A 22,122-nucleotide genomic window follows, 5' to 3' on the forward strand; every position below is an offset into this window, starting at 1 on the left:
GACAATAAACTGAGCATTCTTTTTCTCTCTCCATCATGCTTATGGCAAACTACCGCTTTTGCACCATTTTCGCTGCCTCGTCGGGCAACAGAGGAAGAATAATCCACATGAAATGGCTATGTTCAGTAGGTATCGCAGTGAGTCTGGCCCTACAGCCAGCACTGGCGGATGATTTATTCGGCAACCATCCATTAACGCCCGAAGCGCGGGATGCGTTCGTCACCGAACTGCTCAAAAAAATGACGGTTGATGAGAAAATTGGTCAGCTGCGTTTAATCAGCGTCGGCCCGGATAACCCGAAGGAGGCTATCCGCGAGATGATCAAAGAAGGGCAGGTTGGCGCAATTTTTAATACCGTCACACGTCAGGATATCCGCGCCATGCAGGATCAGGTGATGGAACTGAGCCGCCTGAAAATTCCTCTTTTCTTTGCTTACGACGTGCTGCACGGTCAACGTACTGTCTTCCCGATTAGCCTCGGTCTGGCGTCATCTTTTAACCTTGATGTGGTGAAAACCGTAGGAAGCATTTCTGCCTATGAAGCGGCGGACGATGGCCTGAACATGACCTGGGCGCCGATGGTCGATGTCTCGCGCGATCCGCGCTGGGGTCGCGCTTCTGAAGGTTTTGGCGAAGATACGTATCTGACCTCAATTATGGGTAAAACCATGGTTGAAGCGATGCAGGGCAAAAGCCCGGCGGATCGCTACTCGGTGATGACCAGCGTCAAACACTTCGCGGCTTACGGCGCGGTAGAAGGCGGCAAAGAGTACAACACCGTCGATATGAGTCCGCAGCGCCTGTTTAATGACTATATGCCGCCGTACAAAGCGGGGCTGGATGCAGGCAGCGGCGCGGTGATGGTGGCACTGAACTCACTCAACGGCACGCCTGCAACTTCTGACTCCTGGCTGCTGAAGGATGTCCTGCGCGATCAGTGGGGCTTTAAAGGCATCACGGTTTCCGATCATGGCGCAATCAAAGAGTTGATCAAGCACGGTACGGCGGCAGACCCGGAAGATGCGGTGCGCGTGGCGCTTAAGTCCGGGATCAACATGAGCATGAGCGACGAGTACTACTCGAAGTATCTGCCTGGTTTGATCAAGTCAGGCAAAGTGACCATGGAAGAGCTGGACGACGCCGCCCGCCACGTATTGAACGTTAAATATGATATGGGGCTGTTTAACGATCCATACAGCCATCTTGGTCCGAAAGAATCTGACCCTGTTGATACCAATGCCGAAAGCCGCCTACACCGCAAAGAAGCGCGTGAAGTGGCGCGCGAAAGTCTGGTGCTGCTGAAAAACCGTCTCGAAACGCTGCCGTTGAAAAAATCTGCCACCATTGCGGTGGTTGGCCCGTTGGCGGACAGTAAACGTGACGTAATGGGAAGCTGGTCAGCAGCCGGTGTCGTCGATCAATCCGTGACCGTGCTGACCGGGATTAAAAATGCCGTCGGTGAAAACGGCAAGGTGTTGTACGCCAAAGGGTCGAACGTCACCAGTGATAAAGGCATTATTGACTTCCTGAATCAGTATGAAGAAGCGGTAAAAGTCGATCCTCGTTCTGCGCAAGAGATGATTGATGAAGCGGTACAGACCGCGAAGCAATCTGATGTGGTGGTGGCTGTGGTTGGTGAAGCCCAGGGGATGGCGCACGAAGCCTCCAGTCGGACCGATATCACTATTCCGCAAAGCCAGCGCGATTTGATTGCGGCGCTGAAAGCCACTGGAAAACCGCTGGTGCTGGTGCTGATGAATGGCCGTCCGCTGGCGCTGGTCAAAGAAGATCAGCAAGCAGACGCGATTCTGGAAACCTGGTTTGCCGGGACTGAAGGGGGTAATGCGATTGCCGACGTGTTATTTGGTGATTACAACCCGTCCGGAAAGCTGCCGATGTCCTTCCCGCGTTCTGTTGGGCAGATCCCGGTTTACTACAGCCATCTGAATACCGGTCGTCCGTATAATGCCGACAAGCCGAACAAATACACTTCACGTTATTTCGATGAAGCAAACGGGGCGCTTTATCCGTTCGGTTATGGCCTGAGCTATACCACTTTTACCGTCTCTGATGTGAAACTTTCTGCCCCGACCATGAAGCGTGACGGCAAAGTGACCGCCAGCGTACAGGTGACGAACACCGGAAAACGCGAAGGGGCGACGGTGATTCAGATGTACTTGCAGGATGTGACCGCTTCCATGAGCCGCCCGGTGAAACAGCTGAAAGGCTTTGAGAAAATCACCCTGAAACCGGGCGAAACTCAGACCGTCAGCTTCCCGATCGATATTGAGGCGCTGAAGTTCTGGAATCAGCAGATGAAATATGATGCCGAGCCAGGCAAGTTCAACGTCTTTATCGGCACCGATTCCGCACGCGTTAAGAAAGGTGAATTTGAGTTGCTGTAATTCTTTAGCGAGGGCGCGAAGCTTGCGCCCTTTGCCTGATGCGCTGCGCTTATCAGACCTACAGGATGGTTGCAATTTGTTGAATTTTCAACGTTTGTAGGTCGGGTAAGGCGCTCGCGCCGCATCCGGCAAGAAACGCTGAGAAAGATACGCCCTGTCAGGCCAATCCCGCCATTATCAACTATGCTTTTCTCTTAATTCGCTGAAAACAACAGTAAAAGAATGAGGAAAGCATCATGCCACTCTCAAAGCTCTGGGCTGGTTCACTGGTTATGCTGGTAGCCGTGAGCCTGCCGCTACATGCGGCTTCCCCCGTTAAGGTTGGTTCGAAAATCGATACCGAAGGCGCGCTACTCGGCAACATCATCTTGCAGGTACTCGAAAGCCACGGCATACCAACGGTAAATAAAGTGCAACTGGGAACCACGCCCGTGGTGCGTGGGGCGATTACTTCCGGCGAACTGGATATCTATCCGGAATACACCGGCAATGGCGCTTTCTTCTTTAAAGATGAAAACGATGCGGCGTGGAAAAATGCCAGACAGGGTTACGAGAAAGTCAAAAAGCTCGATGCGGAGCAAAACAAGTTAATCTGGCTGACGCCTGCGCCTGCGAATAACACCTGGACCATCGCCGTGCGTCAGGATGTTGCAGAGAAAAACAAACTCACTTCGCTTGCCGATCTCAGCCGTTATCTGAAAGAGGGCGGCAACTTCAAACTGGCGGCCTCGGCAGAGTTTATTGAACGCGCCGATGCGCTACCCGCCTTTGAAAAAGCCTATGACTTTAAACTCGAACAGGGGCAGTTACTGTCACTGGCAGGCGGCGACACGGCGGTGACGATTAAAGCCGCTGCCCAACAAACATCCGGTGTTAATGCGGCGATGGCTTACGGCACTGACGGCCCGGTAGCGGCGCTGGGGCTACAAACATTAAGCGATCCGAAAGGCGTGCAACCTATCTACGCGCCTGCGCCAGTGGTGCGTGAATCGGTGCTGAAGGAGTATCCGCAAATGGCACAGTGGCTACAGCCAGTTTTCGCCAGCCTCGATGAAAAGACATTACAGCAGCTGAATGCCAGTATTGCCGTTGAAGGACTGGATGCCAAAAAAGTGGCTACCGACTACCTGAAACAAAAAGGGTGGACGAAGTAATTTCCCGTGGCTTATCTACGTATTAATCCTGTACTGGCGTTGCTGCTGTTGCTGACGGCAATAGCAGTAGTGCTGCCGTTTATCAGTTACGCGCCTAACCGATTAGTCTCTGGTGAGGGTCGTTATCTCTGGCAACTGTGGCCGCAGACTATCTGGATGCTGGTGGGCGTTGGTTGCGCCTGGCTGACTGCCTGCTTCGTTCCTGGCAAAAAAGGCAGCATTTTTGCACTTATCCTTGCGCAATTCGTCTTCGTGTTACTGGTGTGGGGCGCAGGAAAGGCCGCGACGCAGTTGGCGCAAAATGGCAGTGTGCTGGCGCGTACCAGCCTCGGCAGTGGCTTCTGGCTGGCTGCGGCGCTGGCATTGCTGGCCTGTAGCGATGCCATCCGCCGGATCACTACGCATCCGCTGTGGCGCTGGTTGTTGCATATACAGATTGCCATTTTTCCGCTGTGGTTGCTGTTCTCCGGCACGCTTAACGATCTCTCGTTATTGAAGGAATATGCCAATCGCCAGGATGTGTTCGATGACGCGCTGGCGCAACATCTGACCCTGCTGTTTGGTGCAGTGCTACCTGCGCTGGTGATTGGTGTGCCGCTGGGCGTCTGGTGCTACTTTTCCACCGCGCGGCAGGGAGCGATTTTTTCTCTGCTTAATGTCATTCAGACCGTGCCTTCGGTGGCGCTATTCGGCCTGTTGATTGCCCCGCTTGCCGCGCTGGTTACTGCCTTTCCGTGGCTGGGTACGCTTGGTGTGGCAGGAACAGGCATGACGCCAGCACTGATAGCGTTGGTGCTCTATGCCCTGTTGCCGCTGGTGCGCGGCGTGGTAGTGGGGTTGAATCAGATCCCGCGTGATGTGCTGGAGAGCGCCAGAGCGATGGGTATGAGCGGGGCGCAGCGTTTCCTGCAGGTTCAGTTACCGCTGGCACTACCCGTATTTCTGCGCAGCCTGCGGGTGGTGATGGTGCAGACCGTCGGTATGGCGGTGATTGCGGCGTTAATTGGCGCGGGTGGCTTTGGCGCGCTGGTTTTCCAGGGGCTGTTAAGCAGTGCCATTGATTTAGTGTTGCTGGGGGTGATCCCGGTAATTGTACTGGCGGTGCTTACCGATGCACTGTTCGATTTGGTTATCGCACTGCTGAAGGTGAAAAGTAATGATTGAATTTAGCCATGTCAGCAAACTGTTCGGCACACAAAAGGCCGTCAACGATCTCAATCTTCATTTTCAGGAGGGGAGTTTTTCGGTGCTGATTGGCACGTCAGGCTCTGGTAAATCTACCACACTGAAAATGATTAACCGTTTGGTGGAGCATGACAGCGGCGTGATCCGCTTTGCCGGAGAAGAGATTCGTTCGCTGCCAGTGCTGGAGCTGCGCCGCCGGATGGGATACGCGATTCAATCTATTGGCCTTTTTCCCCACTGGAGCGTGGCGCAAAACATCGCCACCGTACCGCAATTACAAAAATGGTCGCGGGCGCGGATTGACGATCGTATCGACGAATTAATGGCGCTACTGGGGCTGGAGCCGAATCTGCGTGATCGTTATCCGCATCAGTTATCCGGTGGTCAGCAGCAACGTGTGGGAGTGGCCCGCGCGCTGGCTGCCGATCCGCAAGTCTTACTGATGGATGAACCGTTTGGCGCACTGGACCCGGTAACGCGCGGCGCGTTGCAACAAGAGATGAGGCGCATTCACCGTTTGCTGGGGCGTACTATTGTTCTGGTGACCCATGATATCGACGAGGCACTGCGGCTGGCAGAACATCTGGTGTTGATGGATCACGGAGAGGTGGTGCAGCAGGGCAATCCACTGGCGATGCTTACTCGTCCGGCGAATGATTTTGTCCGCCAGTTTTTTGGGCGCAGCGAACTGGGCGTGCGCCTGTTGTCTTTACGCAGTGTGGCAGATTACGTGCGCCGCGAAGAACGTGCTGAAGGTGAAGCGCTGGCAGAAGAGATGACGCTACGCGATGCGCTCTCCCTGTTTGTTGCGCGGGGATGCGAAGTGCTGCCGGTGGTCAACACGCAGGGGCAGCCTTGCGGTACGCTGCATTTTCAGGATCTGCTGGTGGAGGCGTAAGCGTATGAAGATGTTGCGCGAACCGCTATTCTGGCTTATAGCTCTGTTTGTGGCGCTGATTGTCTGGCTACCCTATAGCCAGCCGCTGTTCGGTGCCTTATTTCCGCAACTGCCGCGGCCCGTTTATCAGCAAGAAAGTTTTGCGGCCCTGGCGGTGGCCCATTTCTGGCTGGTGGGGATCTCAAGTTTGTTTGCGGTAATTATCGGCGTGGGTGCCGGAATTGCCGTCACTCGTCCGTGGGGTGCAGAGTTTCGTCCGCTGGTGGAAACCATTGCCGCCGTTGGGCAGACTTTTCCTCCTGTAGCCGTACTGGCGATTGCCGTTCCGGTAATGGGATTTGGTTTGCAACCGGCGATTATCGCGCTGATCCTTTACGGCGTGCTACCGATCTTACAGGCGACACTTGCCGGGCTGGGATCGATAGATGCCAGCGTGACAGAAGTTGCCAAAGGCATGGGAATGAGCCGCGGTCAGCGTTTGCGCAAAGTCGAGTTACCGCTGGCGGCGCCGGTGATTCTGGCTGGCGTGCGGACGTCGGTGATTATCAACATTGGTACGGCGACTATCGCCTCAACGGTAGGAGCCAGCACGCTGGGTACGCCGATCATCATCGGACTTAGCGGATTTAACACCGCTTATGTGATTCAGGGGGCGTTACTGGTGGCACTGGCGGCGATCATCGTCGACCGCCTGTTTGAACGGCTGGTGCAGGCGTTTAGCCAGCACGCAAAATAAAGGTATAACCAGCGAGCATGACGCCACCAATTCCACCTAACGCCATAAACAGGAACAGGGTGATGACCCCAATTTTAGCTATGCGCATAATGCACTCCTTATGTTAACGAAAGGATTGTACAGTAAAGCGCATTTGTTAACGAAACATTAAATGCCAAGCGGGAAAATATCATGGCCTTGTTCCTGCCAACTGGTGAGTTGCTGCTGCTGGGCAGGAGACTGGTTATCACCACACCACACCAATAGCGTGCGACCTTCAAACAGTTCCGGGCGTAGTTGATTGAGCGAGTGAGCAAGAACATCAATACGCCATCCCTGCTGGCTGGCGATCCAGCCTTCCAGCCACAGACGCGTGGTATCCTGAATATTCCAGCCAACCACCAGCGCATCTTTACCCTGTTTTTTACGTGCTGAGGCCAGACAAATGGCGATGTAGTTGATCAGCACACCGTCCAGAATCGCCAGCAATGCCTGAAGAGTCGGTTGTTGGCATTGAAGCCGTCGACGCAGAGGAATAAGCAGGTGCGTGGTGAGTGTCTGGGCGGGATAATCCTGGCCGCGCTCTTTGATCCACATTCGTAGACTCTGGAGATTACCGCTTTGTAGGTAATTAAGCAGTATTTCTTGCTGGTCGCGCCAACCGTTCTGCGCATCAATATTCTCATTACTGAGCAGCATTTTTACTTTGCTGACCTGCACGCCGTTGTCGATCCAGCGCTTGATCTCCCGGATCCTGTCGATATCCGCATCGTTAAACAGGCGGTGTCCGCCGTCTGTCCGCTGCGGTTTCAATAACCCGTAACGCCTCTGCCACGCGCGTAACGTGACAGGATTGATATCACAAAGCAACGCCACTTCACCAATTGTGTAAAGCGCCATCGTTTCACCCTTGCTTGCGAGGTCCCAGCATAACTGTAGACGTTCTTTTATGAACCAGGTAGTTTTGGCCGTTTTTTGATCTCGATTAGGATGATTTTGTTTTTGCCAGGTTGTTTTGAGTGATCATACTCACGATTTTTCATTTTTCTGCAACAGTTCAAAGAAAGTTAAACGCGAGCAATGTATGTTACGCGTTTTAAAGGGAAGTGTGGTTTGCGGGTATGTACGATTTTAATCTGGTGTTGCTGCTGCTTCAGCAGATGTGCGTTTTTTTAGTCATTGCGTGGTTAATGAGTAAAACGCCATTATTCATACCGTTAATGCAGGTCACGGTTCGTCTGCCGCACAAATTTCTCTGCTATATCGTCTTTTCCATCTTCTGCATCATGGGCACCTGGTTCGGGCTGCACATTGACGATTCTATTGCCAATACCCGGGCGATAGGCGCGGTAATGGGCGGACTACTCGGTGGTCCAGTAGTGGGAGGATTGGTTGGTCTGACCGGCGGGTTACATCGATACTCTATGGGGGGCATGACCGCACTGAGTTGCATGATCTCGACGATCGTCGAAGGATTGCTCGGCGGGCTGGTACATAGCATCCTGATCCGCCGCGGGCGCACCGATAAAGTCTTTAACCCCATTACCGCGGGTGCCGTCACGTTCGTTGCGGAAATGGTGCAAATGCTGATAATCCTGGCTATCGCCCGACCTTATGAAGATGCGGTGCGTCTGGTGAGTAATATCGCTGCGCCGATGATGGTAACCAACACCGTGGGCGCGGCGCTGTTTATGCGTATATTGCTCGATAAACGCGCGATGTTTGAAAAATACACCTCGGCTTTTTCTGCCACCGCGCTGAAAGTTGCGGCCTCAACGGAAGGCATTTTGCGCCAGGGCTTTAACGAAGTGAACAGCATGAAGGTGGCACAGGTGCTGTATCAGGAGCTGGATATTGGCGCGGTAGCGATTACCGATCGCGAGAAACTGCTGGCTTTTACCGGTATTGGTGACGACCATCATTTACCAGGCAAACCGATTTCTTCGGCTTATACCTTAAAAGCCATTGAAACCGGAGAAGTGGTCTACGCCGATGGCAACGAAGTGCCTTATCGTTGCTCTTTGCATCCGCAGTGCAAGTTAGGCTCAACGCTGGTGATCCCTCTGCGTGGTGAAAATCAACGGGTGATGGGTACCATCAAATTATATGAAGCTAAAAATCGGCTGTTCAGCTCAATCAATCGCACGCTGGGTGAGGGGATTGCACAACTGCTTTCGGCGCAGATCCTCGCGGGGCAGTATGAGCGGCAAAAAGCCATGCTCACGCAGTCGGAAATTAAACTGCTTCACGCCCAGGTGAATCCACATTTCCTGTTCAACGCGCTTAACACCATTAAAGCGGTGATTCGCCGCGACAGTGAACAGGCCAGCCAACTGGTGCAGTATCTTTCCACTTTTTTCCGCAAAAACTTAAAGCGACCTTCGGAGTTTGTTACTCTCGCCGACGAAATTGAACATGTGAATGCTTATCTGCAAATTGAAAAGGCGCGTTTCCAGTCGCGGTTGCAGGTCAACATTGATATTCCGGATGCGTTATCTCAGCAGCAGTTACCCGCATTTACCCTGCAACCGATAGTGGAAAACGCCATCAAACATGGGACATCACAGCTGCTGGAAACAGGGAGAGTGGCAATTAGCGCCCGACGTGATGGGCAACATTTAATGCTGGAGATCGAAGACAATGCCGGTTTGTATCAACCGGTAACCAATGCCAGCGGGCTGGGGATGAATCTGGTGGATAAGCGTTTACGTGAACGGTTTGGCGATGACTATGGGATAAGCGTCGCCTGTGAGCCTGATAGTTACACCCGAATAACGTTACGACTGCCATGGAGGGACGAGGCATGATTAAAGTCTTAATTGTTGATGATGAACCGTTAGCACGGGAAAACCTGCGTGTGTTTCTGCAGGAGCAGAGTGATATTGAAATCGTTGGTGAGTGCTCAAACGCCGTAGAAGGGATCGGTGCGGTGCATAAACTGCGCCCTGATGTGCTGTTTCTCGATATCCAGATGCCGCGTATCAGCGGTCTGGAAATGGTGGGTATGCTTGATCCGGAACATCGCCCGTATATTGTTTTTCTCACCGCGTTTGACGAATACGCTATAAAAGCCTTTGAAGAACATGCCTTTGATTATCTGCTGAAGCCGATTGATGAAGCGCGGCTGGAGAAAACACTGGTGCGTTTGCGACAGGAGCGCAGCAAGCAGGATGTTTCGCTGTTACCGGAAAATCAGCAGGCGCTGAAATTTATCCCTTGTACAGGTCATAGTCGGATTTATTTGCTGCAAATGAAAGATGTGGCGTTTGTTAGTAGTCGGATGAGCGGTGTTTACGTCACCAGTCACGAAGGGAAAGAGGGCTTCACGGAATTAACTTTGCGCACGCTGGAGAGTCGCACACCGCTACTGCGCTGCCATCGACAATATCTGGTTAATCTCGCGCATTTACAGGAGATTCGCCTGGAAGATAATGGTCAGGCTGAGTTGATTTTGCGTAATGGCTTAACCGTGCCAGTCAGTCGCCGTTATCTGAAAAGTTTAAAAGAGGCGATTGGCCTGTAAAAGACTGCTAAAATGGCTTTTTGCCTCATCAACACCTGAAGGCCTCATGCTAAGTAACGATATTCTGCGCAGCGTGCGCTACATTTTGAAAGCCAATAATAATGACCTGGTGCGTATTCTGGCGCTGGGTAATGTCGAAGCCACCGCGGAACAGATTGCCGTCTGGCTACGTAAAGAAGACGAAGAAGGTTTTCAACGTTGTCCGGACATTGTTTTGTCTTCATTCCTGAATGGCCTGATTTATGAAAAACGCGGCAGGGATGAGTCCGCACCGGCACTGGAGCCGGAGCGTCGCATTAATAACAATATTGTACTGAAAAAATTGCGCATCGCGTTTTCACTGAAAACCGATGACATTCTGGCGATCCTTACCGAACAGCAGTTCCGTGTTTCGATGCCGGAAATTACTGCGATGATGCGCGCACCGGAACATAAAAACTTCCGTGAATGCGGCGATCAATTCTTGCGTTATTTTCTGCGTGGACTGGCAGCGCGCCAGCATGTGAAGAAAAGCTAAGACAGGTATGGCGGCCATGTGAAGAACATGGCCGCCGACAGATTATTTCACTTCTTTAAAGCCAGCGGCTTTCATCACCAGTTCCATTTGCGCCATAGTGATGCCTTTTTTGGCATCGTCAGCAGAAATGTTGATGCCGGAAATACCCTGCAGAGCTTTAAAATCAACTTTTTCCATATCGATAGTCACGTTTTCCTGCGCGTAAGTATCAGTAAAGGTTAATTTTTCTTCAACGCCTGCAATGTTTTTGTATTTGGCGCTTAACGGCTCAAGGGTTTTAGCCGCATCTTCTTTGTTAGCCGCGCCGATGGACGCGAACTGGATTTTGGTTTCTGAAGATTGTTTAAGCACCTTGTCGCCTTTGTAGACATAGGTAATGGCAATTTCAGTACCGTTCAGATTAGCGCTAAATTTCTTTGATTCTTCTTTGTCACCACAGCCAGCGAGAGAGAAAACCAGAACAGATGCAACAACGAGGGAAAACAGCTTGTTGAAAGCCTTCATGTAAAACTCCATTTTATCAAGATCAGAAAACTGGTGACTCTCACCAGGGCGCTATAGAATATTCTTTATACCTCGTCTTGAGCAGTCCGGAAATGGAGTAGATCTCTTAATAAAAAGGATTTTTTTCTCCTTGTTGCTCAAGCATCAGTAACAACTGTTCGCAGAGTAAAACGCAACTATTCAATGTTTCTACCAGTGCCTCGCCTTCCGAATTGCGTAATTGCTTCAACACATGCGCCAGTCGATAAAAACCTACTACGGTGAGCTCGTTCGCCAGCAAATCAGCCTGGCTAATGATGCTCTGTGCCTGATAGCGCCAGCCGTTATGGAGTAGCTGAATAAGCAACGCCTGACAGCGCATCAGCAACTGATGAGCGGTGGACGGCACAGGAAGAACGTTGGCGGAAGGTAGCGGTGCCACAGGCGCAGTTTCTGCATCCAGCGCCCAGGCTCTGGTTTGCGTCATCATCACTTGAGGTTCCAGCGTTAACTGTCCTTCAACAAAACTGACGAATCCAGAAACCAGACACACAGGGTCATCCTGCTGTTGTAACAGTGCCGCCATGCGTTCAGTGGCAAAGGGCCCGCAGGCAGAGGCTGGCAGCGACAACGTCAGAACATTATTTTCACCTTCGCCGCTAATCACCTGCGCATCCAGTGTCTGGCGGCTGCTGTCCCATCCGAGCGAAATACACTCCGCCACCGGCAGAATAAATAAATTATCCACCTGATTAAGCGGCCGGACGCAGACTGGCGGACGCTGGCGTAAGTATTCCCGCAAAGCCGCAATGCCGGGCTGGCGCAACGGCGCACTGAGCATTTGCCAGGCATCGGGCGACAGTGGGACAACGCTGCTCAAGCGGTTGCGCGTACCTAATAACAGTTCACCTTCGGCGCTCCGACGTGCAGCTTGTGAAACAATTTGCCCCCCCGCCAGTGCGCCAGCCTTAAAGCTAAACAGCCGACGTGTTGCCGCAGGCGCGTTTTCTTGTTCACTTCTCGGCCAACAACGAGAAAGGTGCAAAATACTGCCGGTGTCAGGATCGGTGAACCAGATGCGTAAACCATACTGTTGGAAATCCTGCCAGCAGCGCATACCTAATGACACCATTCGCAGATGATCAAGCTTTGCTTCTCCGGCAATGCCTGCGCCAACCACCGTGCGCCACGGCATGGGCGGTACTTCGCCGATACTGTCGCGGCGCGCCATTTCTTGTGCGCTGTTCAGGCGACTGGTCAACGCCGCAAGCTGACGCAAGCATTCTCCGGCATGATAGTGACTGGCTCTGGCGTGAGAAGCATCAACACTGGCCTGAAGCTGACGTAGCGATTCACTTACCCAGCGCCAGTGGCAGATTTCTGCCGCCTGCAATGCACGGCTGAATGCCGCTTCGTAATGGATTAACGGCTGGCTGATGCCACCCAGCCATAATGCCTGGCTTAATTGCTGAACATACTGGCGACACGTTTTGCCCTCGTCGCTGGCAAACGGATCGTCAGATGATGTGACGTGTTCGCTGCGCATCTGCCAGATTAAATGAGTAAACTCAGCTTGCTGCGCTTTGGCCTCGGCGAATGCCTGTACCGCCAGCGCCACGTGTTCGCAAAGCGTTCCGGCAATACAATCACAGCGGGCGAAGCGAATACTGCTGCGGGAATAAAAACGTACGTCACTCATCGGCAAACGGGCAGAGGGAATTTCCCCTGGCGCACAGAACAACTCGATGCTGATGCCTTTAGCGATTAGAGCTTGTGCTCGTTTACGCGTGGCATCGGGTAGGGTAGCCAGCTCTTCCAGCCAGATTACCGGATCCCATTCTTCTTTTTCCGTGGGCTGGGTAGCGGCGCAAAGTCGTTGATAACTTAACACCAGCATCACGCGATGGCGGCACATTCCACTAGCTCCGCAGCTGCACTGGGCCTCTTTCAAAGCCTGACCGCTTGCCAGCTGGGTACGTATACCGTCACTGAAAGTGGCGATTAAGGCGCCGTTCTCATGACTGATGTCTGGAACATTGCCATTTTCCAGTTCCTTAAGGCTGCGCTTAACAAAACCGGCATTGCTTAACGCTGTCAGAGCTTGTGGCGTTAGTTCTAATAATTCCGGGCGTAGTGAATTCATGACTGCAAATTCTCCGCAAGCCAGGTAGCCAGTTCGCCTGGCGTCATCGCGGCTATTTGTGCGCCGACATTAACCAGCGCCTGGGCCGTATCGCGGTCATAGCATGGTGTTGCTGTGCTATCAAGTGCCGCCAGCCCCAGCACTTTTATGCCGCTCTGGACACACTTTTTCACCTGATGCGTCAGCAATGATGATGAACCCCCTTCATAAAAATCACTCACGAGGATGATTACGCTTTTCGCCGGTTGTTCAATGAGTTGCCGACCATACTCTACTGCGCTTGCGATATTGGTCCCGCCGCCCAATTGTACTTTCATTAATAACTCTACCGGATCAGCAACGTCTGCCGTGAGATCGACGACGCTAGTGTCAAACGCCACCAGGTGGGTACGAATGCCGGGTAACTGCCATAAACAGGCCGCCATCACCGCTGAGTGGATCACTGAATCCACCATTGATCCACTTTGATCAACCAGTAAGACCAGTTGCCATTGTTCACTGTGGCGCTTAATGCGGCTGTTAAAGCGGGGGGATTCGATATACAACTTGCCATGTTGCGGATGCCAGTGTTGCAGGTTGGCGCGCAGAGTACTTTTGAAATCAAAGTTTCTCGCCAGTGGAATATACTAGCGGCGACGGCGATCGCGTACACCAGAAAAAGCCTGGCGAACTTCCTTTGCCAGTCGCGCCATAATCTCTTCAACAACCTGGCGTACTATCCTGCGGGCGGCAGCCAGTACTTCGGGATTCATCAGATGTTTGGTGTGCAAAACGGCGCGTAACAGGCTTTCAGAAGGCTGCATGCGTTCCAGCACATCGAGATTTGTCACCACATCTTCAATGCCGTAGCGCAGTACAGCATCGCTTTCCAGCCGCTCAATCACGGGTTGCGGAAACAGCGTGTGAATACTGTTGATCCACTCAGGCGTGGTGAGATTTGAGCGACCTAATCCTCCGGTCCTTTCACCACGCTGGAGCCGTTCAGGATCGCGTCCGTACAGCCATTCCAGCGCGTGATCTATCTGCCGGGCGTTGTCATCCAGCCCGCAAAGCGTAGTTTCCGCCGCTTCGCCAAGAATTAATCGCCAGCGTTGTAGCTCACGGGTAGTCAGAAGATCGTTTTGTTCAGACATGGAAAACTCCCCAGTGTTGCAGCGATGCCAGTGCTTGCTGTTCGATTTGTTGATAATGAGCAATGGCTTGCGGTGGACAATGCAACGGCATTTGCAGCGCCGAAACGGGAAGCTGCGCCAGTTGGTAATGCTCAAGCACCTGATGCGCCAGCGTCCCGCGTTCTCGTGGTGGTAGCCAGGCCATCGCCGCGCGCAAATCGGGCAGGGCGTTAATAAAATCGGCGTCACTCAGTTGATTTAAATGACTGCTGAAACCGGCGATGAATGCAGGCTGACAGGCCAGCTGATGGCGGGCCAGCGCCAGCAAACCGTGCAGCGCCTCGCCGGATTGCGTCGGGGATAACTGCGCCAGCAGCGTAAGCGCCGCTTCGGCACTGGCGTTGGGATGTTCCAGCCGCATTAACGCGCCAAGAGCCGCGCCGCGATCCAGTGCCGTGGCATGGATAGCCTGACTGCGGCGCTCCAGTAAGGCTACCGCCGCAGAAAGAGAAACGCCGGGTATCTTCACACCGCTATGAAGATCGCGCAGGATATGGCAAAGCGCCTGCCAGCTATGCAGGTGCGCATGAAATTCCTTTTCATCCGGTCTGCCGTTGGATTCACACAGCCACAGCGTGCGATCGATAGCCGCGCATAACGTCGTTTGTAATATCTGCGCGCCTTGCATACCGCTGATTTCATCTAATCGCCACAGGGCATAAAGCACTTCCAGCGCCTGTCCCATTTCGGCAAACTGATTTTCCAGGGCGATTAATAAGCTGAGTTGTTCCAGTAACTGCTGACTGAAGGACGCAAGACCAGCTAACGCGGCCTGGCTAAGACATGTGGTGATGTTGCCGATTCCTCCGGCATTCAGCATGTCTGCTTCTAATTTATTCCGTGCGGCTTCCTGGAGTGTGGCGCCAAAGCAGGCGGCTTCAATCAATGCCGCATGTTGGCTAAGTGGCTGGGTTAATTTCCACTGTTCTTCACCGTTACCCGCCAGCGTCAGTGTACTTCCGTGCTGGCGCACAATCCCCGGGATCTCCAGTATTGCCAACCGATGCAGCACCTGGCTTTGCGCCAGGCCGCTGGGGGTAAAGCGATTCAACGTCAGGTTGGATGGAAGAGTGATTTCGGTACGTTCCAGTTCGGACGTCACATCTTTTGGTAGAGGAGGCAGAGGCGTGGAAGGGGCAAGTTTGCCAAATCCATCTCCTGCCAGGACATCAATCAGTGTCAGCAAAATGGGATCGGTATCCGGGTGAATGACTCCGCGATAGCTCCACGGTAGCGGCGCATTTAATGCTTCTTTGATAAGCGAGCTCGCTAATGCATCCAGCCAGTCAGTACGTAGCGGCAGAGTATGACCGCGTAGTTGTGCCAGAGCCATTGAATGCAGATGGGCGGCAGCCATATCGGCAGTGGAGGCAGGTAAGTGATGCTGACGTAAACGGGTTAGAATCGTTTTAAGTAACAGCTCTCCGGCGCGTTGCAAACCAAATTTCCAGCACCAGTTTTGCCAGACCGGGGCTGGCATTCCTGAAAGGTATCCTGCCAGCACATCAAGGCGTTTTTCACTGTATGGTGTGAGATAACAACCAGTAACAGCTTCTGGTAGCGATGGTAATTCTGGTTTTTGACTTTCCTGCAAGCATTCGCGCCATCTTTTTGCCAGAGCTGGGGCGTGCCAGCCGCCGCAGACGACTAACACATTGCCATTGTTTTGCCGCATAGCCCATGCAATCCAGCGAGCCATAAAGGCTTCACGCTGGCAGTTGAGAGCATCAGCAGGGGATTCGCCCCGTAGTTGTTCAAAATAGCGTGCCAGTGATGATGGCAGTACAGTTTGCTGGCTTTCATCTTCGAACAGGTGATCCCACAGCGTGTCGCTGTTATCCATGCGTGTCGCGCGTAGCAGTAAGGCCTGACTGTCATCAGCCGCAGCCGATTCATCGTCATCCTCTTCATTCTGCGCCCAGCAAGGCAAATCGATAAAGTAAGTTTGTGCCTGAATATGACGTGCGGCTTGTAGTGCCTGCCACTCTGGCGAAAATTCGGCAAATGGCGTCCAGGCGCCGCGCCCGGGGGCAGCACCGTCCTGATACTGGCAATAACTGTAAATAGCTACCGGAAGCTGGTGGGCTAAAAACAGTTCGTCTACCCGGTCATTAAAATCAGCCGGGCCTTCAATCAACACGTATCGTGGTCGCTGGCTTTCGATTAACGATTTCACCAGCCGGGCGCAGGCCGGACTATGATGCCGGATGCCGACAATTAACGGCTCACTCATGCATCTTTCCTCACGGCAGGCGGTGGCGAGCTTGATAATAAGCCTGCCAGTGAGCTTCTTTATGTGTGGCAACACGCTGTTCGAAGTAACGGCGCACACGAGCGCGATCTTCTTCGTTATCTTTGACGATGGTTCCGGCAATACAGTCCACCAGATCGGCAGGCTCCCCCGCGCGATTTGCTAAAAACCAGGCGCGGACGCCCACGGCATGGGCCACGTTCACGGCTTCAGCGGTGGACATTATTGCTGTCAGAGTATCCATTGACGTTTTCTTTTCGCCGTTGGCACGCAGATCGCGAAAGGTGCGGACCAGTAACTCCAGTACTGCGTCAGGGACTTTATGCGGAATACCGCTATGGGCCAACAAACGCGCCGAAGCACTGGCGACAAGTTCCAGCTCCTGGGCGAAATCCATAATCGGAAAGACGGTTTCAAAATCGAAACGACGCTTGAGCGCTGCACTCATTTCATTGACGCCGCGATCGCGGGTATTGGCAGTGGCAATAATATTAAAGCCTTCTCGTGCATAGAGCTGACTGGCTTCACCAGTGAGTTCCGGCACCGTCATTACCCGATCAGAAAGCATACCTAACAGACAGTCTTGCACTTCCAGCGGTGTACGCGTTATCTCTTCAAAACGGACGATTTTGCCGTCGCGCATTCCCTGATAGAGCGGGGCAGGGACCAGCGCGTCCGTTGACGGACCATGATTGATAAGCAGGGCGTAGTTCCAGCCGTACTTGATTTGATCTTCGGTGGTAGATGCGCCGCCCTGGATAGTTAACCCGGCATCGCCGCTAATAGCGGTTGCCAGTAATTCAGAAAGGAGAGACTTTGCGGTACCCGGTTCCCCGACTAGCATTAAACCGCGCCCGGTGGCAAGAGTGACTAACATGCGTTCGACAGCGGAGGGGCTAATCACGACTTTACGGCTGATATTTTGCGCTTCGTCGCCAAGGATAAAAGCACGGGCCGCAGGCAAACTTAACTGCCAACCTGGCGGGCAGGGTGCGTTATCATTTTGTTTTAATTTTGCCAGTTCATTGGCGTATAACACAGCGGCAGGCGGACGCTGCAGATGATTATTCTGCACTGACATATATTCATCCCTGAAATGTATTAATAAATTTAACGATATTTTACGCGCAATAAATGTTTGGCGCATTAGTTGTTTGACTGGAAAATAGTAAGTAAATATCTGGAAAGTGGATCACAGTAAATAAAAAAACCTGCTGGTGAGGCAGGTTCTTTTATTTACTATTTTCAGGCCCAACACCGCAGCCTGTGCAACATCGTGTTCCAACGAACGAATTATAACCACCGCTGGACCCCGTTGCAATTAAGATAATGAGATTTATAATCCTGACTGTTGGGAAGTTGCGCCGGATCGAACCCATTTCAAGCCCTGGCTACCGGACGGGTGGTGCTGCAGGTGGTGCCCTGATCCGGAGTGCAACATCGTGGTCCAACAGACGTAAACCAGTATCGACAGGCAGTGTAAGGGTAAGGTGCTGGTGTTGCGCTCCTTAATAAGGAGAGCGGATGGACACGCTGACACGAAAGTTAACCGTGCTCATTGCCGTACTGGAGTTATTAGTGGCTCTGTTACGGTTGATTGATTTGTTGAAGTAACGGGCAAATTGAAACGCATCTAAGGGGGAGTACCGTTTCCCCCTTTAATAAACTATTATTCTATTTGTTGGTTGAATATATTCTGTAGTTCACGATTAAAAATTGCTATTACAGTTTCTGCCGATTCACCTCGTAATTTTCGTTCATCAATAAACTCATCTCTTATATATATCAAGGCATCATTTATTACCGGGGCTGTATCCTCTCGATCACATTGATTAAACGTTGGGCGTAGCCGAAAACGTTCCATACGATAGACTGCACCAGTAAATAATTGAGCATATTTATGGATTTCAAGTCGTAAGGAAAAGGGGTCATCAGGATCAATAACCTGATAATCGTAAACGGCTACCAGTTTACTTTGTATGATCATAGCTTCCTCAGTTTTCAGATAACGGGCAGTATGGTTACTGCCCGCAGTGTGTTAGTGAAAAATGATGTCTGGCGTACTTAACGCTTCACTCAAATCAAACACATCGAGTTCGGCAAAAGTGACAGATTTATTGTCACGGTACACTCGAAGAGAACGGAAGCTCATTAGCGCTTTGCTATCAGCATTGTAGTGGTTAAAACCGGGGGAAAACTCAAGGACCAGACGATACTCACCTGAGTCATAGACAAATGCGTCCTCATAGCCTGACTCCCAGCCTTTGTATCGCATTCCCATAAGTTGCCCAACGGTAGCGGATTTACCTTCCCAGCGGTTCAAACTATTACTGGCTGACTCGTCAGGAGTGAGCAGCACCGTGCGTCGCGTTAACTGGCGAAGTGGCGGCATAATCTCGTAATCGGCAAAAAGTTGGGCAAATTCACTGCGCATTTCTGCTGTCATTTCTAACGGGTGGGCAATGCCAATCAGGGCATCCGCAGGCAGGTCAATGGACTCATCTTGCGCATTGCAGAACTCCCCCTCTGCGGCCACACGAAAGGCGTTGAGTAAACGACGCGGTTCACTTGCCGGATACACGCCCCATATTAATCGCTGGGTAACCAGGCGGGTGAAGGGATGATTAACAAACAAAGAATGAAAATCTGCCAGCGACCAGCGCCGGGTGGTGCGTAGGGCTGTTTCAAGACGCGGTAGCAGGTTTTTGCTCACCTGAGTAGCATCTTTTTTTAGTCCTTTTAGTCGGGCCAGGGCCTCGGGCGCTTTCAGTTGATCGTCATCAGCGCGCAACCGGGGAACGCTTTTCTGGCGAACGTTTTGCTGGTCATAGATAACCGGGGTGAGGTTTTCATCGAAGCGAACGGTAAACTGCCGTGGACCAAAATCAAAAATTAACGCCTGTGGATCATCAAGACCCAGTGTTGGGACTAATCTGTCCGCTAACTCTTCTTGGCTTAACCCGCGATTTTCTGCGACCACCTGAAGAAATTCCGCCGCGTTATCACGTAAGGGGCGGGATTTCGCCCGTTGCGATATATGATGCAGTTGTATCAGCGCCATATCATTATTCATCAGGGTAAGGATGTTCAGGCCACTGACGGCACGGGCAGATTTTCCTTCCTGTGGCCAGGCGAGGATCTGTGTCGTCAGATCCCGAGCCGTGCTTTCGTCGCCAAAGAGACTTAACGCCAGAAATGCCCAGTTATCTTTTGCGGGGGCGCCAGCTTGTTGCCAGGCGGTGAAGAGATCCCAGGCAAAAGCTGCCAGCGTTTGCGGCTGGCAGAACGTTTTCAGTTGTTCCAGCCCATTATAAAAACGCCCACCCTGGGTAAAGCGCAGCATTTCGCCGATAATTTCCAGAGCATCATCGGTAATCGGCTGATTATTAAAGATAAGTCTCGGCCTGGACCACATTGCTGGATGCCAGAAATCAGGTGCTTTTGGTATGCGTGGCGGGTAAATTTCCAGCGGGTTCTGGGTAAGCAATTGTTCCAGGGCTGGCCATATATCAGTACGTTGCCAGCGGTTTGCCACGGTTTGCAGCAATTCACCATGTCCCTGTTCATACAGTAAACGAAGGGTAAGTAATGCCGCTTCGCTGTTGTCGCTGGGTTTAGCAAAGACGAGTGGAATAAGGGCGGTTGCCGTATGTTCCGGCCATTGCAAAATCCACTGGCGAGCCAGATCACGCTGCGCTGCGAAACGTCGCCAGACGCGAGCAACGGGTAGCGCCAGTTCGGTTGTGCCGAAATTTAAAATTAACGGAAATGTTTCTTTTGGACGATGTGAAAAAGCCAATAACAGACCGGGTAGCGCATCCAGTCCGAGGATACTGAGAAAATAGTCTTCGCCAGCGAACAGGTATTTTTTCTCATTGATACGCAGCCAGAACGTCAGTGCCATCTTTCGTGGCAGCTGTGCCAGCAAATACAGATTCCAGACACTCTTTTCCCGACGATAACGCGAGTAGCTGTCATTTTCCCAGGCGTAAATTAATGCTTCAACGTCTCCGCTACGAAGCGCCTGTTCTGCGGATTGTGCTTCCGGAGAATTCCAGCCATGCAGGATCTCTTCAACCCGCCCCGGGTAGTAATGCCACTGAACAATGAGTGAATTGCGTGCAGCATCCAGTTTTCCGGGGAGTATATAATTCTGAAACAGCCATACATCATCCCCAAAACCCAATTCCTGCAATACGACACGACCACTTTTTCGCTCTAAGCGTTCGACAACAGAATCCGTGCTGAAGTAGTGAGCAGATTCTGTTGAATTAAGTCTCTCGCGTTCGCCCGGTTGCCAGTAAACTTGTGGCGTTAATTCGAGTGGCGCTAAATCAAGGCGCGGAAGTGTCATTTTTTTCTTACGACGCCACGGCGGTGAAACAAGGATTTCAGGCTGGTTATTGCTTTCAGGACTTTCCATAGCAAGCGTTGGCGGTGCGGATAAATAGCCGTTCAACACGGCTTGGGCATTTGTACTTAACCACGGCATCACCTCTTCTGCCAGTTGTGGCTGCGATGCCATCAGTGTTTGTAACAGCATACGCCAGTATTCATCTCGAGCTTTTTGCTGTGCAGGCAGCTTTTTGTCTTCGATGATTGGATAACCAGGGCGGGCAGGTGGTTCTTTTATCGCCAGAAGCTCTGCCAGTGCGGCAAGCGTCGCATGGGGGAAATTTTTACTGAATTTAGCAACACGTTGCAGGCTGGGTTTATTTTTATCGGCAACGAGCAGCAAAATGCGGATGACCTGTGGATGGTTAATTTGTACCAACAGGCTTCCGCAATCCTCTTTATGCGCATACAACGCGAGGCGAGGAATGGCTGCCAGCCCTTGTTCGCGCAATAGGGCGGCACAGGCCGCGTAGCCGAAGTGGTTTTTCTGCGACATATAACTCGCTTCGCGATCACTAAATATGTCCAGGACCCAGAAACGTTCAAGTTTCGTTACCGCTTTAGGGTCAGTCGCTACGGCTTTTAACCACTCTTTAGAATGAAAATGAGTCCTCGGGCATTCAAGACCTACCAACTTATTAGCAATTTCTGGTTTTTCCGGCAGCACCAGCGCAATAAAAGGACGGCGAACTTTGGGTATTTCTGGCAGTGCGGCAATGAGTTTATCCGCGCAACGTTGCCAGCAGCTTTCTTCCGCCAGGGAAAGATGTTTACGCAGTCGCAGATCGAAATCGTTGTAGGTTTCTGAGCGATAGCCATAACTCTGGTCATCAGTCACTGTCATTAAATGCACTGTTGATGGGTCAGTACGGTAGCCCTGCGCAATACTCTGACGGGCTATCACCACATCCGTTGCATATTCCAGCCCTTCTTTTTGGACGATTTCATCCAGCAACTGCTCATTGTCACTGTTTGCGATACAGATCAGTGCCGCCATTGTAAGGGGAGATATTGATGTCTTATGCTCGCCGAGCAGTGCGATCGCTTGTCTGATGGGGGCGAGCCACTCTGCTGAACAGTGCTCATATTGCCAGCTAATATTTTCTTTGCTGCCTTCACGTAGCAAAAGTTCATCACCCAGTGTCTGAATGATGCTTTCAGTGATAACGGGCACCGGTTCTCCCGGCCAATTGCGATGACTGAGTGGCGTTTTGCCTTTTTTATATTTCAGTTCCAGTTGCGCGTTATCCGCCAGCCACGGTAATTCCTTGCTCATGTTCT

General features: G+C 52.0%; 16 protein-coding genes and 1 pseudogene. 8 read left to right on the top strand and 9 right to left on the bottom strand.

What is annotated here, in order from left to right:
- Window positions 1-107: 107 nt before the first annotated feature.
- From bglX to yehW, 5 genes are all read left to right on the top strand, one after another.
- Window positions 108-2,405 carry a beta-glucosidase BglX gene (gene bglX / locus A9180_RS05295; RefSeq protein ID WP_064526861.1) on the top strand — a complete coding sequence of 766 codons (2,298 nt, stop codon included), beginning with the start codon at window positions 108-110 and terminating at the stop codon, window positions 2,403-2,405.
- A 236-nt stretch (window positions 2,406-2,641) separates the two neighbouring features.
- Entirely contained in the window at window positions 2,642-3,559 is a 918-nt protein-coding gene (gene osmF / locus A9180_RS05300) for a glycine betaine ABC transporter substrate-binding protein OsmF (protein WP_064526863.1), read from the top strand.
- A gap of 6 nt (window positions 3,560-3,565) precedes the next feature.
- Entirely contained in the window at window positions 3,566-4,723 is a 1,158-nt protein-coding gene (gene yehY / locus A9180_RS05305) for a glycine betaine ABC transporter permease YehY (RefSeq protein WP_064526865.1), read from the top strand.
- On the top strand, window positions 4,716-5,642 hold the full coding sequence (gene yehX, locus A9180_RS05310) for a glycine betaine ABC transporter ATP binding protein YehX (RefSeq protein WP_064526867.1): 927 nt from the start codon (window positions 4,716-4,718) through the stop codon (window positions 5,640-5,642). Before yehY ends, yehX begins: the two co-directional genes overlap by 8 nt.
- 4 nt (window positions 5,643-5,646) lie before the next feature.
- Window positions 5,647-6,378, top strand: a complete 732-nt coding sequence (gene yehW, locus A9180_RS05315; protein WP_064526869.1) for a glycine betaine ABC transporter permease YehW — start codon at window positions 5,647-5,649, stop codon at window positions 6,376-6,378.
- Here yehW and A9180_RS05320 read toward each other — a convergent pair.
- Both A9180_RS05320 and mlrA read right to left on the bottom strand, forming a co-directional pair.
- Complete coding sequence (locus tag A9180_RS05320; protein ID WP_064526871.1) at window positions 6,359-6,466, bottom strand: protein YohO; 108 nt, start codon at window positions 6,464-6,466, stop codon at window positions 6,359-6,361. The genes yehW and A9180_RS05320 overlap by 20 nt on opposite strands.
- Window positions 6,467-6,525: 59 nt before the next feature.
- A complete protein-coding gene (mlrA, locus tag A9180_RS05325) occupies window positions 6,526-7,257 on the bottom strand; it encodes an HTH-type transcriptional regulator MlrA (RefSeq protein ID WP_064526873.1) in 732 nt (243 codons plus the stop codon).
- A gap of 221 nt (window positions 7,258-7,478) precedes the next feature.
- On the opposite strand from mlrA, the gene btsS reads away from it, so the two are divergent.
- Genes btsS through A9180_RS05340 form a run of 3 tightly spaced genes read left to right on the top strand, consistent with a single transcriptional unit; the run spans window position 7,479 to window position 10,397 of the window.
- Window positions 7,479-9,164 carry a two-component regulatory system sensor histidine kinase BtsS gene (gene btsS / locus A9180_RS05330; protein WP_064526875.1) on the top strand — a complete coding sequence of 562 codons (1,686 nt, stop codon included), beginning with the start codon at window positions 7,479-7,481 and terminating at the stop codon, window positions 9,162-9,164.
- A complete protein-coding gene (btsR, locus tag A9180_RS05335) occupies window positions 9,161-9,880 on the top strand; it encodes a two-component system response regulator BtsR (RefSeq protein WP_064526878.1) in 720 nt (239 codons plus the stop codon). Before btsS ends, btsR begins: the two co-directional genes overlap by 4 nt.
- 46 nt (window positions 9,881-9,926) lie before the next feature.
- Window positions 9,927-10,397, top strand: a complete 471-nt coding sequence (locus A9180_RS05340) for a DUF1456 family protein (RefSeq protein ID WP_064526882.1) — start codon at window positions 9,927-9,929, stop codon at window positions 10,395-10,397.
- A 42-nt stretch (window positions 10,398-10,439) separates the two neighbouring features.
- Here A9180_RS05340 and A9180_RS05345 read toward each other — a convergent pair whose 3' ends face one another.
- The 7 genes and pseudogenes from A9180_RS05345 to yehI all read right to left on the bottom strand — a co-directional run bounded on the left by A9180_RS05345 (window position 10,440) and on the right by yehI (window position 22,117).
- Window positions 10,440-10,901, bottom strand: coding sequence for a YehR family lipoprotein (locus tag A9180_RS05345; RefSeq protein ID WP_064526883.1), 462 nt, complete (start codon window positions 10,899-10,901; stop codon window positions 10,440-10,442).
- Between the two features lie 106 nt (window positions 10,902-11,007).
- Entirely contained in the window at window positions 11,008-13,023 is a 2,016-nt protein-coding gene (locus A9180_RS05350; RefSeq protein ID WP_064526884.1) for an SWIM zinc finger family protein, read from the bottom strand.
- Window positions 13,020-14,156, bottom strand: a pseudogene (locus tag A9180_RS05355) (vWA domain-containing protein). The gene A9180_RS05350 and the pseudogene A9180_RS05355 overlap by 4 nt, the downstream one beginning before the upstream one ends.
- The gene (locus tag A9180_RS05360; RefSeq protein ID WP_064526886.1) at window positions 14,149-16,428 is read right to left on the bottom strand and encodes a DUF5682 family protein; all 2,280 of its coding nucleotides are present in this window, start codon (window positions 16,426-16,428) and stop codon (window positions 14,149-14,151) included. Before A9180_RS05360 ends, A9180_RS05355 begins: the two are co-directional and overlap by 8 nt.
- A 10-nt stretch (window positions 16,429-16,438) precedes the next feature.
- Entirely contained in the window at window positions 16,439-17,527 is a 1,089-nt protein-coding gene (locus A9180_RS05365) for an ATP-binding protein (protein ID WP_064526888.1), read from the bottom strand.
- A gap of 588 nt (window positions 17,528-18,115) precedes the next feature.
- Window positions 18,116-18,433 (bottom strand): hypothetical protein, encoded by a 318-nt coding sequence (locus A9180_RS05375; RefSeq protein ID WP_064526890.1) that lies wholly within the window; start codon window positions 18,431-18,433, stop codon window positions 18,116-18,118.
- Window positions 18,434-18,484: 51 nt separating this feature from the next.
- A complete protein-coding gene (gene yehI, locus A9180_RS05380) occupies window positions 18,485-22,117 on the bottom strand; it encodes a DUF4132 domain-containing protein YehI (protein WP_064526895.1) in 3,633 nt (1,210 codons plus the stop codon).
- Window positions 22,118-22,122: the final 5 nt, after the last annotated feature.

Origin of the sequence: Escherichia sp. B1147 (assembly GCF_001660175.1) — a bacterium.
In the GTDB taxonomy this organism is placed as follows: Bacteria; Pseudomonadota; Gammaproteobacteria; order Enterobacterales; family Enterobacteriaceae; genus Escherichia; species Escherichia whittamii.